General features: G+C 76.2%; 16 protein-coding genes and 1 pseudogene. 6 read left to right on the forward strand and 11 right to left on the reverse strand.

Annotated elements, in window-relative coordinates:
• Positions 1 to 14: 14 nt before the first annotated feature.
• The gene (locus tag IEX99_RS12310; protein WP_188900621.1) at positions 15 to 233 is read right to left on the reverse strand and encodes a DUF2905 domain-containing protein; all 219 of its coding nucleotides are present in this window, start codon (positions 231 to 233) and stop codon (positions 15 to 17) included.
• 276 nt (positions 234 to 509) lie between these two features.
• Between IEX99_RS12310 and IEX99_RS12315 the strand changes: the two genes are divergently transcribed.
• Positions 510 to 2,666, forward strand: a complete 2,157-nt coding sequence (locus IEX99_RS12315; RefSeq protein WP_188900623.1) for a PAS domain-containing sensor histidine kinase — start codon at positions 510 to 512, stop codon at positions 2,664 to 2,666.
• Between the two features lie 122 nt (positions 2,667 to 2,788).
• Positions 2,789 to 2,917, forward strand: a pseudogene (locus IEX99_RS22835) (IS110-like element ISMno7 family transposase); the annotation flags it as partial.
• Between the two features lie 51 nt (positions 2,918 to 2,968).
• Here IEX99_RS22835 and IEX99_RS12320 read toward each other — a convergent pair.
• Genes IEX99_RS12320 through IEX99_RS12335 form a run of 4 tightly spaced genes read right to left on the reverse strand, consistent with a single transcriptional unit; the run spans position 2,969 to position 7,965 of the window.
• A complete protein-coding gene (locus IEX99_RS12320) occupies positions 2,969 to 3,550 on the reverse strand; it encodes an acyltransferase (RefSeq protein ID WP_188900625.1) in 582 nt (193 codons plus the stop codon).
• On the reverse strand, positions 3,547 to 4,725 hold the full coding sequence (locus IEX99_RS12325) for a DegT/DnrJ/EryC1/StrS family aminotransferase (protein WP_188900627.1): 1,179 nt from the start codon (positions 4,723 to 4,725) through the stop codon (positions 3,547 to 3,549). The genes IEX99_RS12320 and IEX99_RS12325 overlap by 4 nt, the downstream gene beginning before the upstream one ends.
• On the reverse strand, positions 4,722 to 5,786 hold the full coding sequence (locus tag IEX99_RS12330) for a glycosyltransferase family 2 protein (RefSeq protein WP_188900629.1): 1,065 nt from the start codon (positions 5,784 to 5,786) through the stop codon (positions 4,722 to 4,724). The genes IEX99_RS12325 and IEX99_RS12330 overlap by 4 nt, the downstream gene beginning before the upstream one ends.
• A 16-nt stretch (positions 5,787 to 5,802) precedes the next feature.
• Positions 5,803 to 7,965, reverse strand: coding sequence for a class I SAM-dependent methyltransferase (locus IEX99_RS12335; protein WP_188900631.1), 2,163 nt, complete (start codon positions 7,963 to 7,965; stop codon positions 5,803 to 5,805).
• Between the two features lie 371 nt (positions 7,966 to 8,336).
• Here IEX99_RS12335 and IEX99_RS12340 point away from each other — a divergent pair, with 371 nt between their 5' ends.
• On the forward strand, positions 8,337 to 8,639 hold the full coding sequence (locus IEX99_RS12340) for a hypothetical protein (protein ID WP_188900633.1): 303 nt from the start codon (positions 8,337 to 8,339) through the stop codon (positions 8,637 to 8,639).
• 266 nt (positions 8,640 to 8,905) lie between these two features.
• Complete coding sequence (locus IEX99_RS12345; protein ID WP_188900635.1) at positions 8,906 to 9,910, forward strand: Bug family tripartite tricarboxylate transporter substrate binding protein; 1,005 nt, start codon at positions 8,906 to 8,908, stop codon at positions 9,908 to 9,910.
• A gap of 23 nt (positions 9,911 to 9,933) precedes the next feature.
• On the opposite strand, the gene IEX99_RS12350 is transcribed toward IEX99_RS12345, so the two are convergent.
• The 6 genes from IEX99_RS12350 to IEX99_RS12375 form a co-directional block, all read right to left on the reverse strand.
• Positions 9,934 to 10,536 carry a 2-hydroxychromene-2-carboxylate isomerase gene (locus IEX99_RS12350; protein ID WP_188900637.1) on the reverse strand — a complete coding sequence of 201 codons (603 nt, stop codon included), beginning with the start codon at positions 10,534 to 10,536 and terminating at the stop codon, positions 9,934 to 9,936.
• Positions 10,537 to 11,112: 576 nt separating this feature from the next.
• Positions 11,113 to 11,511 (reverse strand): response regulator, encoded by a 399-nt coding sequence (locus IEX99_RS12355; RefSeq protein ID WP_229677981.1) that lies wholly within the window; start codon positions 11,509 to 11,511, stop codon positions 11,113 to 11,115.
• A gap of 208 nt (positions 11,512 to 11,719) precedes the next feature.
• Positions 11,720 to 12,838: a sensor histidine kinase gene (locus tag IEX99_RS12360; protein WP_188900639.1), complete on the reverse strand. Its 1,119-nt coding sequence runs from the start codon at positions 12,836 to 12,838 to the stop codon at positions 11,720 to 11,722.
• Positions 12,822 to 13,364, reverse strand: a complete 543-nt coding sequence (locus IEX99_RS12365; RefSeq protein ID WP_188900651.1) for a methanogen output domain 1-containing protein — start codon at positions 13,362 to 13,364, stop codon at positions 12,822 to 12,824. The genes IEX99_RS12360 and IEX99_RS12365 overlap by 17 nt, the downstream gene beginning before the upstream one ends.
• Positions 13,365 to 13,536: 172 nt before the next feature.
• Positions 13,537 to 14,124, reverse strand: coding sequence for a DUF4286 family protein (locus IEX99_RS12370; RefSeq protein WP_188900653.1), 588 nt, complete (start codon positions 14,122 to 14,124; stop codon positions 13,537 to 13,539).
• Between the two features lie 473 nt (positions 14,125 to 14,597).
• Positions 14,598 to 15,167, reverse strand: a complete 570-nt coding sequence (locus tag IEX99_RS12375; RefSeq protein WP_188900655.1) for a hypothetical protein — start codon at positions 15,165 to 15,167, stop codon at positions 14,598 to 14,600.
• A 221-nt stretch (positions 15,168 to 15,388) separates the two neighbouring features.
• Here IEX99_RS12375 and IEX99_RS12380 point away from each other — a divergent pair, with 221 nt between their 5' ends.
• Both IEX99_RS12380 and IEX99_RS12385 read left to right on the forward strand, forming a co-directional pair.
• A complete protein-coding gene (locus tag IEX99_RS12380) occupies positions 15,389 to 15,913 on the forward strand; it encodes a nitroreductase family protein (protein WP_188900657.1) in 525 nt (174 codons plus the stop codon).
• Between the two features lie 63 nt (positions 15,914 to 15,976).
• Positions 15,977 to 16,402 (forward strand): DUF2267 domain-containing protein, encoded by a 426-nt coding sequence (locus IEX99_RS12385; protein ID WP_188900659.1) that lies wholly within the window; start codon positions 15,977 to 15,979, stop codon positions 16,400 to 16,402.
• The last annotated feature ends 13 nt before the right edge of the window (positions 16,403 to 16,415 follow it).

A 16,415-nucleotide genomic window follows, 5' to 3' on the forward strand; every position in this document is an offset into this window, starting at 1 on the left:
AGGAGGGGCCCGCCCTACCGCCGCGTCAGCCAGAAGATCAGGCCGAGCACCAGGCTCAGCACCACGCTCACCAGCAGCCCGGTCGCCAGCGGGAAGTAGAAGGTGAAGCCGTCCCGGCGGATGAGGATGTCGCCGGGCAGCCGGCCGAGGCCGAGCTTGGCCAGCGCCGGCCACAGCAGGCCGAGGAGCAGGATCGCGAGCCCGAGCCCGATCAGGAAGCGCGAGACGTCCATCCGCCGACGACCCCTCCGCGGCGGCCGAGATGGGGGCGGCGCGCGCGGCGGTCAAGCACGGCCGGCGCGGCGACGTTAGGCGAAGCGGGCTGTCGTTCCGCATGTTGCGAGTTGCGGTCGCCAGGCCCGCCCGCTACGCCCTGGCGCGAGGACCCGCCGCATCCGGCGCGGCGCAGCCTGCCGGCGCCCCGATGGCGGCGCAGTCCGGAGCTGGGATCGCCCGCGGGTGGATCGGCGCCCCAGGGCATCGCCGCGCTTCGGCCATGGCAGGGACCCGTGACCCAGGACGGCCCCCCGAACCCGGACGCCAGCGACCGCCGTGTGGCGGAGCTCGAGGCCGAGGTCGAGGAGCTGCGCCGCGCGCTCGCGCGCCGTGATGCCGTGCGCTCCGCCGACCGGGCCGCCGCGCGTCGCAAGGGCGGGCGCGCGCCGGACGACGCGCCGCGCGCGGGGCGCGGCGCCGCCGCGCCGGCCTATCAGGCGGATCTCGCCGAGGCGGCGGCGGAGATGGCGACGCTGCGCCGGATCGCGCGCGAACTGGAGGAGAGCCGCGCCGCCCTGCGCGAGCGCGAGGCACGGCTGCGCCTCATCCTCGACAGCGCCACGGACTTCGCCATCTTCACGACCGACCTCGACCTGCGCGTCACCTCCTGGAACGAGGGCGCGCGGCGCCTGCTCGGCTGGGAGGAGGGCGCGATCCTCGGGCGCTCCGCCGCGCTGATCTTCACCCCCGAGGACCGCGCCGCCGGCGTGCCGGAACGCGAGCGGGCGCAGGCGCTGGAGACCGGCCGCGCCGAGGACGAGCGCTGGCACCTCCGCGCCGACGGCTCGCGCTTCTGGGGCAGCGGGCTCGTGATGCCGCTGCGCGACCCCGCGGCCGCGCCGGACGCGCCGCCCCTCGGCCTGCTCCAGATCATGCGCGACCTCACCGGGCGGCGGCGGGCGGAGGAGGCGCTGCGCGAGAGCGAGGAGCACCTGCGCCACATCGTCGAGCTCAGCCCGCAGATCCTCTGGACCGCGGACCGGGAGGGCAACATCACCGCCGTCGGCGGCCGCGCGCGCCAGCTCAGCGGGATCGCCGGCGAGGAGATGCTGGGCGAGGGCTGGGCCCGGATCGTCCACCCGGACGAGCTGCCGCGCCTGTTCGAGGCCAAGGCGCGCGCGCTCGCCACCGGCGAGCCCCTCGATGTCGAGTACCGCTTCCGGCTGGCCGACGGTTCCTACCGCTGGATGCGCTCGCGCGCCTATCCGCGGCGCGACGCCTCGGGCCGGATCGTCGGCTGGTACGGCACGACCGAGGACATCCACGACCGCCGCGTCGCGGAGGCGCGCCTGGCTGCGCTGGTCGAGCTCGGCGACCGGCTGCGCGAGCTGGGCGACCCCGCGGCGATCGCGCAGGCGGCGGCCGAGGTGATCGGTCGCGGGCTCGAAGCCGCGCGGGCGGGCTACGGGACGGTGGACCCGGAGGAGCGGCTCATCCGCATCGAGCGCGACTGGACCCGCGGGACGGCCGCGAGCTTCGCGGGAGAGCACCGGCTGACGGACTACTGGGCCGGCTTCGTCGAGGAACTCCGGCGCGGCGAGGTCGTCGCCATCGGCGACACGGCGCGCGATCCCCGGACGGCCTCCTCCGCCGCCGGCTTCGCCGCCGTCGGGGTGCGCGCCTGCGTGCACGTGCCGGTCACGCGCGAGGGGCGCGTCGTCGCCCTGCTCTACGTCCACGACGCGGCGCCGCGGCGCTGGACGGAGGAGGAGGTGGACTTCGTCCGCGGCGTCGCCGAGCGCGCCTGGGCGGCGACCGAGCGGGCGCAGGCCGAGGAGCGGCGGGCGCTGCTGCTCGCGGAGCTGAACCACCGCGTCAAGAACACGCTCGCGGTCGTGCAGGCGCTCGCGCTGCAGACCGCGCGCAGCGCCCCGGACCTGCCCTCCTTCGTCGCCGCCTTCCAGACGCGGCTGATCGCGCTCGCCCGCGCCCACGACCTGCTGACGCAGGCGGACTGGCGCGGCGCCACCGCCGAGGAGATGGTCCGCACCGAACTGGGCGGGGAGGAGCGCGCCGACCTCGGCGGCTGCGCCTCGTCCGCCGTCCTGCCCCCCGTGCAGGCCCTGGCGCTCGCCCTGGCGCTGCACGAGCTCGCCACCAACGCCGCGAAGCACGGCGCGCTCTCGACGCCGGAGGGGCGCGTCTCCGTCGCCTGCCGCACCGACCCGGCGGACGGCGCGACGCTGATCGAATGGGTCGAGCGGGGCGGGCCGGCCGTCTCGGGCCCGCCGATCCGGCACGGCTTCGGCCTGCGCCTGCTGCAGCGCGGGCTCGCCCGGCAGGCGGGGATGGAGGCGGAGCTCCGCTTCGAGCCCGAAGGCCTGCGCTGCACGCTGCGCCTGCCCGTCCTCGCCAACGCCGCCGGGCGGGCGCGTCGCCCCCGCCCGTGAGCAGAGCGCGCGGCTCGCCGGCGTCGGCTCCGACCGGGGCGTGGGGCCGGTCGGCCGCCGGCGTGCCACGGGCCGCGCCGTCCGCGAGGTCGCGCCAGGTTCCGAAGGCCACTGCCGACCCGCCACTCGCCGTGGTCTACCCGCGCCGGTCCGCGGCTGCCCGCCGCGGGACGCTCGCCAAGACCGATCGGTTCGATGCCGAGGCGATCGCCCTCTTCGCCGGGCGCGTCCGTCCCGAGCCTCGCCCGGTACGCGGCGCCGCATCCGTCGTCCGCCGAACGCCCGGCACGAAACGCGGTCGCTCAGCCCTCGCCGCCGGTTTCCGCGAGGTAGCGGGCGGCGAGGGCGCGGTGCTCCGCGCGGCGCCGGCCGACGACCCGGGCCGGCGCGCCGACCGCGACCGCGAAGGGCGGCAGATCCTCCCGCACCAGGCCGAGCGCGCCGACGGCGGCGCTCTCGCCGATCGTCACCCCCGGCAGCACGACGCAGCCGGCGCCGAGGATGGCGTGCGCGCCGATCGCCACCGGCGCGTCCACCGCGCCGCGGTAGCGCGCGGGCAGCGTCGGGTTGGTCATGGTCGCGCCCGAGTAGTCGTCGTTCGAGGCGAAGACGGCGCAGCGCACCGAGAGCGTGCAGAAGTCGCCGATCGTCACCGCGCCGCCGCCGAGGATCGTCGCGTGGGCCGAGATATGCACGTTGCGCCCGATCGCGATGCCGCCCGGCCCGGCGGAGAGCACGCAGAACGCGTCGATGCGCGTGCGCGCGCCGATGCGGATGCGTTCCGGGGCGAAGAACAGCGCGTGGCGGCTGATCCGCACGCCCTCTCCGAGCGCGGCGAAGCCGATTGCCGCGAGCTCCGCCGCGTCGAGGAAGTCGCTCCTCAAGCGGCCGGGCGGAGCGCCGCGGCGGCGCGCAGCGCCGCGCAGACCCGGTCCACCTCCTCCGTCGTCATCGCGTCCGCGAGGGGCAGGGAGAGGATGCGCCCGGCCACGCGCGCGGTCACCGCGAGCCCGCCCGCCGGGCAGCGCCCGCGGAAATAGGGCTGCTCGGCGAGGTGCGGGCTGAAGTAGTGCGCCGCGCCGATGCCCTCGCGCGCCAGCGCCGCCAGCACCTCGGCGCGGCTCCGTCCCCCGCCGTGCGGCAGCAGCACCGGCACGAACTGGTGCGCGTGCCGCCGCCCGACGAGGCGCTGGAACTCCCAGTCGGGCAGGTTCCGCCGGTAGCGATCCGCGAGCTTCTCGCGGTGCGCCACCACGTGCTCGAACCCCTCGAGCCGGGCGAGGGCGAGCAGGGCGCCGACCTCGCTGAGCTTGGCGTTGAGCCCCGGCATGGTCGCCGTGCGCGGCGCGCCGAAGCCGAAATTCGCCATCGCCCGCAGCGCCGCGAGCGTCGCCGGGTCGCCGCAATGGATCAGCCCGGCCTCCGCGGTGGCGAAGGTCTTGGTCGCGTGCATCGAGAACACGACCGGGTGCGGGAAGCCGGCGCCGAAGCCGCGCCCCTCCGCGTCCAGCGCGCCGAGCGAGGCCGCCGCGTCCACCACGATCCCGACGCCGTGCCGCCGCGCCATGCGGGCGTAGCGGCCGAGGTCGAGGCAGTTGCCGAAGGTGGCGTAGGGCACGACCACGGCGATGCGCTCGCCGTGCTCGGCGAGCAGCGCCTCCTCCGACGCGGCGGAGGGCAGCCAGGTGTCCGGCTCGATGTCGCAGAAGAGCGGCGTCAGCCCGGCCCAGATCGCGGCCTGCGCGGTGGCGGCGAAGGTGAAGGAGGGCATCAGCGCATAGCGCCCGGGCGGCCCCTCGCCTGCGGCGCGGCGGATCGCGAGCATCAGCCCGAGCGTGGCGTTGCCCACGGTGAGGCAGCCGCCCGCCCCGCCGAAGATCCGCTCCGTCATCGCCGCCTCGAGGCGGGTGTTGACCGGGCCGAAATTGGTGAAGACGCCCGAGTCCTCGATCGCGCGCAGATGCTCGACGAGGTCCGACAGCCGCGGCGGCGCCGGGCGGAGGAAGGGGATCGCGGGCGGCCGTTCCGCCGCGCCGCGGCCGGTCGCGTCGTCCGTCACGCGGCCAGCCCCTGCGCCGCCTGGCGCTCCGCCAGGTGCTGGCCGTAGGCGCCGAACACCAGCGCGGCATAGGCGCCGGCCGCCATGGGATCGAAGCCGCCCCCCTCTGCCGCCGCCGGGCCGCGCGGCACGGCGCGCCGCAGCAGGTTCTCGCGCATCAGCGAGGGGCGCGGCAGCCTCTCCGCCAGCCGGCGCGCCCAGCGGAAGGCGCGCGCGACGTCGCCGACCGAGAGGAAGTACTCGACGAACATGTACTGCATCAGCGCCATCTCGTCCGAGGTCCAGAAGCCGGGCGGGATCCAGTCTACCGGCATCGCCAGGCAGTTGGCGAGGTCGAGTCGCACCCCGGCGGCGTCGCGCGCGGCGCAGTAGCGCCGCATCAGGTCCAAGCTGGTGGTGAAGGCGTTGCGCAGCGAATCGGACTGCAGCGCGCCGTGCTCGTCCATCAGCACCTCGGGCAGGGTGGCGAAGGGCACCCCCGCCTCGATGATGCGGCGGAACAGGTCCCAGTCGCAGGAACGGCGCAGCACGATCGAGGGATCGTACCAGCCGACCCGGTCGAACACCACGCGGTCTACGAGGATGCCGCCGTTCGGCACCAGGATGGAGGAGTTCGCGACGCCGCGCCGGATCGCCGCCGGCGAGGCGTCGCCCACGCGCAGCGGCGGCGCGCCGCCCGGCTGCAGCACCTCGGTCACGCCGAACACCATGCCGGGCGCTCCCGCCCCGGAGACGGCGCGGGCGAGGCGCGACAGCGCGCCGGGCCGCAGGATGCAGTCGTCGAACATCCAGCTCACCCAGCGGCGCGCCGGATCGGCCGCCTGCATGCAGCGCCCGAGGGAGATCGCGACGCTGTTCACGTTGCGCGGGTTGCGGATCACCCTCACCCGCGGATCGCGCGCCGCGACGCCGGCGAGATAGTCCGCGGTGCCGTCCGTGCTGGCGTCGTCGCAGATGACGAACTCGAAGTCGGTGTGGTCCTGCGCCAGCACCGAGGCCACCGCCCGCCGCAGCAGGCCGGAGGCGAACCGCCGGTGCGTCGTCATGTGGATGGTGATCACGGCGCTCGCTGTCCGCTCATTCGAGGAACCGCTCGCCCTCCTGGGCGACGAACGGCCCCTGGTTCCGTTCCGCGTAGTGGTAGAGCAGCGGACGGTCCACGAAGCGCAACCGCGGCCGCAGCAACTTGATCTTGCGCAGCCGGTTCCAGTCGCCGGGCTCGTCCATGCGGTAGGCATACACGTCCCAGCGGAAGGCTGCGAAGTACCGATGGTAGAAGATTGAACCAGTCGTGATCTGGCCGAGCTGGAACCGCCCGTCGCCGATCCGCCGCCAGCGGCCGTCCGGCCCCTCGGACCAGAAGGGGTGCCAGAGGAAGTCGGCGCGGTGCTCCCGCGCCTCGGCGAGCAGCGTCGCGATGCGGTCCGCCGCCATCGCGTCGTCGTCGTCGAGATGCGTCACGAACTGGCCCTCGCAGAGCGACAGGGCGTGGTTCATCGCGTTGCTGCCGGCGACCTGCCAGCGCGCGATCCCGGGCCGCGGATAGGGGCCGCGTTCGGGCAGGTTGACGAAGCGGATGCGCGGATCGCCGAGCTCCGCGAGCCGCTCCTCCGTGTCGTCGGTGGTGTGGTCGCCGACGACGACGATCTGCAGGTTGCGGTAGGTCTGCGCCTGGACGGAGCGGATCGCGCGCTCGATCAGCAGCTCGGCGCGGTTGACGGTGGCGATGCAGACCGAGACCAGCGGCTCCTCCGCCTCGAAGGCCGCGAGGTATTCGGGCGTCTCGCGCGCCGCCTGGTAGTCGGCCAGCCGCGCCGGCACGCCCTCGACGGCGCCCAGCGCGTAGTCCACCCGGCCGCGCTCGGCCTCGATCAGCGCCTCGACATGGGCGAGCCGGTGCTCGAGCGTGGCGAGCCGGTCGGCGGGCCCGCCTTGCCCGATCGCCGGCGCCGGCGGCGCGACGCGCAGCGCCGCGGTCGCGGGCAGCGAGGGGGGCGCGGTGCCGCGGGCGCGTGCCTCCCGCCATTCCCGCGTGCGCGCCCGCCACTCGCGCAGCCGCGCCGGGAGCTGCCCGGTCAACGTCCAGTAGCCGAGCCGCGCGGAGCGGTGCGCCCACCGGCTGAGGGTCGGCACGCGCCGCACCACCGCCCGCATCGGCGCCGTCATGCGCCAGCTCGCCGAGGCGAGGACGGTGTCGAGCTGCCGGCGCAACTGGTCGAGCTGCTCGCGCAGCGCGTCGCGCTCGGCGCGAAGCGCCTGCAGCGCCGCCTCGCGCCAGTCCTCCTCGGCCAGCGTGGCGACGACGGCGTCGGAGCCGGGCGCCGCTGCGCGCGATGCGCCGCCGCCGGCCCCCCGCAGCTCGAGCGCCGCCTCCAGCCGCGCAGCGCGCAGCCGCTGCGCGGCGGCCTCCGCCCGCGCTGCCTCGGCCTCGGCCCTGGCCGAGCCGATCGCGGCGTCGCCGTCGCGCCGCCGCGCCTCCGCTTCGGCCAGGGCCTGGCGCTGGCGCACCGCCGCGCCGCGCGCGGCGAACAGCGCGCGGAGGCGCGCTGCGCGCTCGGGCTGCGTCTGCGCCTCGAACAGCGCGGCGAGCGGTGCCGGCGGATCATCGCCCAGGCCGAGCACGCCGAGGCCGTGGCCGTGGTGGAACTCGAAATGCGGATGCGCCTCCGCCAGCTCGCGCCAGAGGCGCCAGACGCCGAAGTCGCGCTCGCGCACGTTGGTGTCGTGGAACAGCACGACGCCGCGGCGCGGCGAGACGGCGTCGCGCCAGGTGTGGAAGTCGTTCGCGACCGCCTCGTAGGTGTGCAGCCCGTCTATGTGCAGCAGCTCGATCTCGCCGGCGGCGAACTGCGCGCGGGCGGCGTCGAACTCGGCGCGGATCAGGGTGGAGAAGCCGCTCCAGCGCGCCGCGTTGAGCGTCGAGACGGCGGCGAACACCTCCTCGCCGTAGTGGCCGGCATGGGCGTCGCCCCGCCAGCTGTCCACCGCATAGGCGCGGGTGTCGAGGCCGAGGCGCTCGACGGCCTGGCAGAAGGCGCCGTAGGAGACGCCCCAGTGGGTGCCGAGCTCGACGATGCACGACGGCCGCAGCGCCTTGACCAGCCAGAAGGCGAAGGGGACGTGCTCGAGCCAGGCGCTCGGCGCGAGGTGCGCCGGCGGCCAGTCGATCTCCTCGTCGATGCCGAGCGAATCCGCGAGGGCGGCGAGGTCGGCCGCGCCGGTTCCGGTGCGCGTGAGCATGAGGCGCCTGGTCCCTCCTCCGGGCAGATCGCGGGTGCGTCGGTGGCGTCCCTCCGGCCGGGGGATGCCTAGCCCCCGCCGGGCGCGCCCATGGCGGGTCGCAATGACACGAATCCGCACGCCTGCGCGCCCCGGTACCGGGGCGCGTCACTCGGACGGCGGATCCATAGATTGCATTTCGCATGCGTCCAAGGCAATCTGCGCGCATGGGTTGCGTCAACCCCGCGTTATTAATCCTTTGCGAGCCTTTCGGAGGCTCGACACCCGGGATGGCAGCCGGAAGGCTGGTGCACCACGCGCCGGCTCGGGACCGGCCCGGAGCCCAGGATCGAATGCGGTGCGTGGCGCGTGGAGCATGGAGTAGGGTGGCGATGCGGCAAGCGGTTCGGTGCGGGAAGGCCGGTCTCGGGGCGGTGGTGATCGCCCTGGCGAGCTTCGACCTGAGCGGCAGCGCGCTGGTCGCCGGCCTGGCGGCGCTGGTGCCGCTCGGCCTCGGCCTGCCGAACCTGGCGCCTTTCGCGGCGCTCGGCCTGCCGGCACTGGTCGCCGCGGCCGCGGCGGCCGCGCGATTGTGGCCGGAGACGGGGCTCGACCTCGCCGCGGCAGCCCTGTGGGAGAACGCCGACCACGTCCGGACCCTGCTCCTGGCCGGGCTCCAGGGGCGCGCGGAGTAGCCGCGAGTCGCCAGCCGCTCCAGGATCCGTGGCAACGCCTGCCGGGGATGGCCCCGGACACGTTGCCGCGGGGTTGTGCCGCGGGATCGGTGCTGTCGCCGGGCGCCATGCCCCGCCGATTGTGCGGCAGGGTGTCGGGGCGGGACCCGTGCCGGGAACGGGCGCCCCGGCCGCCGCCCCGCCTCCGCACGCCCTCGTCCGCCGCGCGGCCGCGCGGTATTCCTCGAACGAGACGCGCACCCGCGCCCGTATCCTGGAGGAGCACGATGACCCCGCGCCGCCGCTCGTTCGCCGCCGCAGCCGCCGCGCTGCCCGCAGCCGCGGCCCTTGCCGGCCCGCACCGCGCCGCGGCGCAGGGGAGCGCGTCCGCCCCCTGGCCCAGCCGCCCGATCCGCATCGTCGTCGGCTTCGTCGCCGGCGGCGGCACCGACATCACCACGCGCACCCTGGCGCCGCGCCTGCAGGAGATCCTCGGCCAGCCGATCGTCGTCGAGAACCGACCCGGCGCCGGCGGCAGCCTCGCGACCGAGGTGGTCACGCACGCCGCGCCGGACGGCTACACGCTGCTCATGGGCACCATCTCCGCGCTGGTCATCAACCCGGTGATGCAGCGCCTGCCCTTCGACGTGCAGGCGGACCTCACGCCGATCACGATGGCGGTGGACGTGCTCAACATCCTCGTCGTGCCGCCCGACCGCCCGTGGCGCAGCCTGCCGGAGCTGATCGCCGCGGCGAGGGCGCAGCCCGACACCCTCGCCTACGGATCCTCCGGCGTCGGCAGCGCCGGGCATCTCGGCGGGGCGCTGCTCGACCGGCTCGCCGGCATCCGCACCATCCACGTGCCCTATCGCGGCGGCGGGCAGCTCATCACCGACATCCTCTCCGGCAAGGTGGACTTCGCCGTCGCCACCGCGGCGACGACGCTGCCGCACATCGAGGCCGGGAAGCTGCGCGCGCTCGCCGTGCCGACGGCGCGGCGCTCGCCCCTGGTGCCGGACCTGCCGACCATCGCCGAGGCCGCGGGCCTGCCGGACTACGACCTCGCCAACTGGTACGCGCTACTCGGCCCGCGCGGGCTGCTCCGCCCGATCGTGGAGCGGGTGAACGCGGCCATGGGGGAGGCCCTGCGCGACCCGGCGATCGTCGCGAGCCTCGCCCGCCACGGGCTGGAGGCGAAGCCGAGCACGCCGGAGGAGCTCACGCGCCACATCCGCGAACAGACGGAGAAGTGGGCCCCGGTGGTCCGCGCCGCGGGCGCCACGCCGAACTGAGCGGCTGCCGCGCGGCCGCCGCCTCACCAGGGCCCCTCGCGCAGCCACGCCTCGAGCAGCGGCAGCCGGTCCTGTCCCCAGAACGGCTCGCCATCCACGAGGAAGAAGGGGGCCCCGAAGACGCCGAGGCGGATGGCCTCCTCGGTGGCCGCACGGAGCGCGGCGCGTGCCTCAGGCGCGGTGGCGCGCTCCGCCGCGGCGGCGGCGTCCGGCCCGAGCCGCGCCGCGAAGCCCCGCGCCGCCTCGAGCGTGGAGAGGTCCTCGCCGTCGCCGAAGGCAGCCTCGAGGGCCTGCCGCGCGAAGCGGGCGGCGAGCGGTGGACTCTCGCGATCGAGCGCGTGGAACACCCGCGCCAGCGCGAGCGAGGTCCCGTCCGGCACTGCGGCCGTCGCGAAGGGCAGGCCGAGCCGCCGCGCCAGCCGCGCCACGTCGCGCCGCGCGTAGTCGCCGCGCAGCGGCTGCTGCGGAAGCGGCGCCATGCCCGTCGTGCGGAACACCACCCCGAGCAGGATCGCCCGCCAGGCCAGCGGCCGCCCGCACCGCGCCGCCACCGCCTCGACCTGCGCCGAGGCGAGCCAGGCATAGGGCGAGCCGAAGTCGAACCAGAAGGTGATCGGTCCAGGCATGGCGTACTGATAGCAGACCTGAACGCCGCCCGCAGGCCGCGCCGGTCCGGCGGCCGCCCGCCGGCGGCGCTGGCGGCCGGTCCGACCCGCAAGGCAGCATTGCGCGCGGCGCCGCTTGCGCCGCGAGGCGGCGTCCGCCTATCTTATCCACATGGTCAGGGTGCAGCCGCAAGGGCGCGACGACCGCAGCGCGCGATTTTGGTACCGCTGGTACGCACCGGCGGCCTAGGACACGCGCGCTCCCAACGCAGGACCCGAAGCCGCCAGCCCCGCAGGCGGTCTTCGCGTCCTCCCTTCCCTGACCCGACGAAGCATCGCCCGCGAGGTCCGGCGGCCCTCTCAGAAGGAGGACCGACATGCACCGATCGGACTATGATTTCGACGTGATCGCCGGCCCCGCCGCGCCCCCGCCACCGCCTCGTCCGGTCGGGGCCGGGGCGACGGGAGGCGCGGGCGAAGCCCTCGCGACGGCCTCATCCGTCGCGGCGATGCGCCGCCGCGCCGGGGGCGATCCGCCGGCGGCGCGCGACGCCGCCCCGGGCGGCGGCGCGGCGCCGGCCCAATCCTAGCGGCACGCTAGCCAGAGCCGGGGGAGGAGCGCCGTCGGCGCGCCTCCGCCACCGCCGCGCCGACGGCGGCCACAAGGTCCTCCGGCGAGAACGGCTTGGAAAGCCAGCCCAGCGGTTGCGCCGCGCCCTCCCCACGCGCCCGCGTGCCGGGGTCGGCATGCGCGGTCGCGAACAGGCTCCGGATGCCGAACCGCGCGAGAATCTCGGCCGCGGCGTCGATCCCGTCCCGCGCGCTGCCCGGTGGCGCGAGCCGGACATCCATGAGGACCAGGTCCGGCCGCGTCGCGTCGGCCTTGGCCACCGCATCGTCCGCGGTCGCGGCGATGCCGACCACGTCGAAGCCCGCATCCGATAGCGCGTCCTCGCTGGCCATCGCCACGAAGTACTCGTCCTCGACGATCAGCACGCGCCCGCGCGGCGGCATCCCGGGCCCGGCGGACCGGTCGGGGTCCTCCCGCAACGGTACGACCGGGTCCGGCCGTGGCCGTCGGGGCGCGGGAACGATGCGTTCCCGCTCCTCGTCCACGCAGAGGGAGTCCCGCAGGTACGTCATCATGCGGCCTCCCCGATGTGATGTTCCGCCATGGTTCCCCCCTCACAGGCTTCCCCTCCGGTCATCGCCGGCCCTCGAACCGGACGACGCAGCGCGCCCCGGTGCCCCCCTCCTCGCCCGCGTCCGCGGCGTCCCCTTCGCCGGCGCGTCCGCGCTCCACGCGGAAGCTGCCGCCAAGCTGGCGCGCGAGGCCGCGCACCAGGCCGAGCCCCGAGGCGCGCCGCCCGACCGCCATGGCCGGGTCGAAGCCTGGACCGTCGTCCTCGACGGCGAGCTCGAAACCCGCGCCGCCGAGCGCGGCCAGCCGCACCCTCACACCCCCCGGTGGCCCGCCCGGGCCGTGCCCGTGCTTCAGCGCGTTGGTCAGCAATTCGTTCAGGATGAGCGCGAGCGGGACGGCGACGTCGTTCGGCACCTCGATCGGCGCCGCCTCGACCGAGAGCCGCTGCGGGTCGGCGCCGAGCGCGCGCAGGACCGCCGGGCACAGCGCCTTCACCAGCTCGTCGCCGCGGACCCCGACCAGGCTGCCCTCGCCATACAGCATCTGGTGCACTCGTCCGACGGCCGACAGCCGGTGCTCGACCTCGGCGAGGACCGCCTTGGCGTCGGCGGAGGCGGTGTCGCGCCGGGCCGCGCCCAGCATGCCGACGAGCATGTGCAGGCTGTTCTTGACCCGGTGGTGCAGCTCGCGCACCAGCACCTCGCGTTCGCGCAGCGCGTCCTCGAGCACGGCCTGGATGCGGCGGCGCTCGCGGATCTCCGCCTTCAGCTCGCGCAGCTGCCGCGCGAGCAGCGAGAAGCGCCGGTCCCCCCGCCCCGGCAGGAGGCGGAGCAGGAGGCGCGCCCTGCGCGAACCGTCCGGCGCGGCCGGCTCGAGCAGGGCGCCGGAGCAGCGGAACCGGACGGTCGCGCCATCCGCGCCGCGCAGCGCGACGGCGCCCGGCAACGCGGCGTGCGAGCCGGCGCAGCGGTCGAGATAGGTGCGCAGCCGGGCGCCCGTCTCCGGGTCCTCGTCCGGGCAGAGGGCGGTCAGCAGGCCGCCCGGCGCGGCCCCCGCTCCGAGGCGCGCGGCCGCCGCCGGGTTGGAGAGGACGATCCGCCCGTCGGGCTCGACCACCAGTGCGGGTTCGGGAAGCGCGCGCAGCACGGCGGCGATGCCGGCCTCACGCGTTCCGGCCATCGCGGCGGAAGTATTCGCGTGTGTCCGGCGCGACATCGGCGGTTGGCCTCAGGTGGATCACGATCCGGCATTCCGGGTCGCCCCGGGCGATCGTGCGCTCCAGCCAGACCGCGGCGTAGCCCAGGTTCTGCGCCGCGATGTGGCCGAAGACGTTGGAGGTCATCATGCACAGCGAGGGCCGGCCGCGCACGAACTCGCCGAAGGGGCAGGCCCGGTTGCCGAGGACGATGCGGTCCTCGGTCTCCTCGATCACGAAGAAGTCGCCCTGGATGCGGCGCTTCAGGTCCACGAGGACCGCGGCGACCTGCTCGCGCGAGAGCCGCTCGACGGCGAGCGCGCGGCGATAGGCGGCGTCGATGTGCTCGCCCATGGCGGCGCCGACGACGCTGATGTAGCCGGAGGCCTCCTCGACGCCGACCACCTCCTCGAGCGTGCCGGCGAGTTCGCGGAGCAGGCGGCGCAGGAAGACGTCGCGCTCGAGCGGCACGTCGGCGGATGCGACCTGCGGAACCGGTGGCCCCTCCACGCGGCGGCCCTCCCCCGGGCGAGCTGTCCGAGATTCCCCGATACAGCGGGCGCCTGCCCCGCCGCAAGCGCGGGCTGGCCGTGCCGTCGGGCCGCCGGGCGGCATGCGGGATTGACGAACCCGTGCGCCGCGACGGGCGGGGCGGGATCGTCGGTCGCCTCCGCCACGCGCGTCACCACGGGGCGTAGGTGCCCACCAGGTCGAGCGTGTCGGCGGCGGGACCGAAGGCCGCAAGGTCGAAGCCCTCGGCGGAGGGGGCGCGCGCCTCGACGAGGCCGAGGACGTCCGCCTCGTTGCCACCCTCGCCGACCAGCACCCGCACCTGCCGCGTCTCGGGCCGTCCCTCGAAGGCGGCGCGCATGCCAGCCGCGACGCCCGGCGCGGCGCCGGCGCCCGCGCCGCGGAAGCGCAGCAGCGTCAGGCGCGCGCAGCGGCCCGTCACGCGGTCTCCGGGGTGGAGCTGCTCGCCGGCGTAGCGCCATACCCGCACGCGGCTCGTGACGCGCTTCGTCCACGGGCTCGAGCGCTCGAAGGCGACGCGCAGATAGGCCTCGGAGCGCAGCACCTCCGGCGAGACGAGGTCGTAGATCGCGAGGTAGCGTGGCGCCGCGCCGGAGACGCCGACGAAGCGGAGCCCCGTCTCGAAGCCGGGGACGGCGAGTCGCTCGGGGACGTGCTCCGTGTCGTACCAGGCGTTGAACTCCTCCTCGAAGGCGGGCGGCGGCTGCATCAGCACCAGCAGGAAGCCCTTCTTCGCCATCGCGTCTCATTCTCCTCCGGTTCGCGCTGTCGCGTCGCGGGCGGGCTGCGTGGCGCGCGCCGCCCTCGTCGGGCCTCGGACCGCGCCGCGTCGCGTCGGACGGCGCCGGGTGCCGCATCGGGCGGCGCGGACGCGGCAGCGGTGTCGGTGGGCAGACCCTGCGGACGCGGCGGCGGGGAACGAAGGGGGCGAACCGGACGCGACGCGGCGCCGGCCCGCGATCCTCGGCGCGCGATCGGCCGGGCGCGTTGCCGCCGGCGCGAGCGCGGGCGGCGTGCGGCGGCGGGTGCCGCGGGCCGGACCGCCCGCCGTTCCCGTGCGCCGCGGGCAAGGCATCGGCCGGCGTGCCCCCGCCGCTCCGCCCCTGGCCGCGGCACGCCCGGCCGTGCCCGCGGGCACGGCCGCTGCCGAGCGCATCGTCGCATCATCCTTTCGCGTGACGTTCCACCTTACCGACGGCGGCTGCCGCGCTGTCAAGCGGGGGGCGGCCGCGCCGGCGCCGACAGCTCGCAGGTCCACGCCTCGCCGCCGCAGGTGATGTCGAGCGCGATCGCCGTCTCGAGCGCGCGCCGGAGCACCTCGCCCCCGTCGGTGCCGAGTCCGGTCCGCAGCAGCGCGTAGCCGGCGCCGAGCGCGACCTCCCGCCCCGACCCTTCGGCCCAGAGCATGCCGGCGGGCACCGGCAGGACCGAGAAGTCCGCGCCGATCGACCAGACGCCGTCCGGATGGGCCAGCATGACGGTCTGCGCGAAGTCCAGGGGGCCGCGCTCCTCCGCCGCCCCGTGGAATCCGTCCGCCTGAAGCTGCGCGCGGACCCGCAGCGCGAACTCGTCGGGCCCCGCGAGGTCGCGGAGCAGCCCGTCCGCCCCCCGGAACAGCACGTTCGCGGCGCGCAGATGGCCGGCGACGCCGACCGCCCAGGGCGGCCGCACCGCCCATTTCGGGCCGAACGCCTGGCGGATGCTGTCGGAGCAGACGGTGGTGTCGCTGCCGATCCAGGTCCCTCGGCCGTTTCCGAACCACAAGGCGGCGATGATGCTCAAGGCGGGCTGAACCTCCGGCGGGCCCCGGGCATCGGGGCGGCGCCCCGCACCATGGCCAGGATCGCCCCGGCATGGGAGTCCGGCCTCGCCCCGACGCCGGGCCGCGGATCCCGGCCGGGGAGCAGGCGATGACGCAGATCAAGGCCGGGTTCCGGCGCCGGGGCATGCTCCGCCCGGGACAGCCATCGCCCGGTGGGCCCGCGCGCGGGCAGGAGGGAAGGATGCCGTCGTTCTTCGAGGTCGTCGCCGCGCGCCGGTCGGCGCGGGCCTTCCTGGCGCGGCCGATCGAGCCCGCCGCCCTGCGGTCGGTGCTGGAGGCGATGGTCGAGGCGCCCTCGGCCGGCAACCTGCAGGCCTACCGGGTGATCCTGGTCGAGACCCGGGAGACCAGGAACGCGCTCGCCGAGGCGGCCCACGGCCAGGATTTCGTCGCCGCCGCGCCGACCGTGCTCGTCTTCTGCGCCGACGCGCCGCGCAGCCGCGCGCGTTACGGCGAGCGCGGCGCCGCGCTCTTCGCGCTGCAGGACGCGACCATCGCCGCGAGCTACGCGCAGCTCGCGGCGACGGCGCTCGGCCTCGGCTCGTGCTGGGTGGGCGCCTTCGACGAGGCGCGGGTGGCGCGGCTGCTGCGCCTCGCCGCCGGGGTCCGGCCGGTGGCGATCCTCGCCCTCGGCCATGCCGCGGAGCGGCCGCCGCGGCCGCCGCGCCGGCCCGTCGAGGCGCTGGTGCAGGCGGAGGCGCATTGAGACGACGGTGCGCGGCCGCGCGCCGCCGAGGACCGAGCAGGCTGTCAGGAGGAGCGAGGGCGGATGACGACCGGCAACCGGGAGCTCGACGAGGAGATCCGCGCGACGACGGACTGGATCGAGGCGTTCGTGCGGCGCCTCGGCTGGCAGGACCGGGACAGGGCCTACCAGGCGCTGCGCGCGGCGTCGCACGCGCTGCGCGACTGCCTGCCGGTGGACGAGGCGGCAGCCATCGGCACGCAGCTGCCGGCGCTGCTGCGCGGCGTCTACTACGACGGCTGGCGCCCCACCGGCCGCGCCTTCCGCATCCGCACGCGCGACGCCTTCCTGGAGCGGATCCGCGAGGGCGTGCGCCGCGACCCCGCGATCGACGCGGAGCAGGTGGCGCGCGGCTTCCTTGCCATCCTCGCCGAGCGCCTCCCGCCGGCCGAGCTCGAGGACGCGCGGGCCGTCACGCCCGCCGAGCTGCGCGGGCTGTGGCCGGACTGAAGGCCGGCGGCGG

Source organism: Caldovatus sediminis, assembly GCF_014644455.1.
In the GTDB taxonomy this organism is placed as follows: domain Bacteria; phylum Pseudomonadota; class Alphaproteobacteria; order Acetobacterales; family Acetobacteraceae; genus Caldovatus; species Caldovatus sediminis.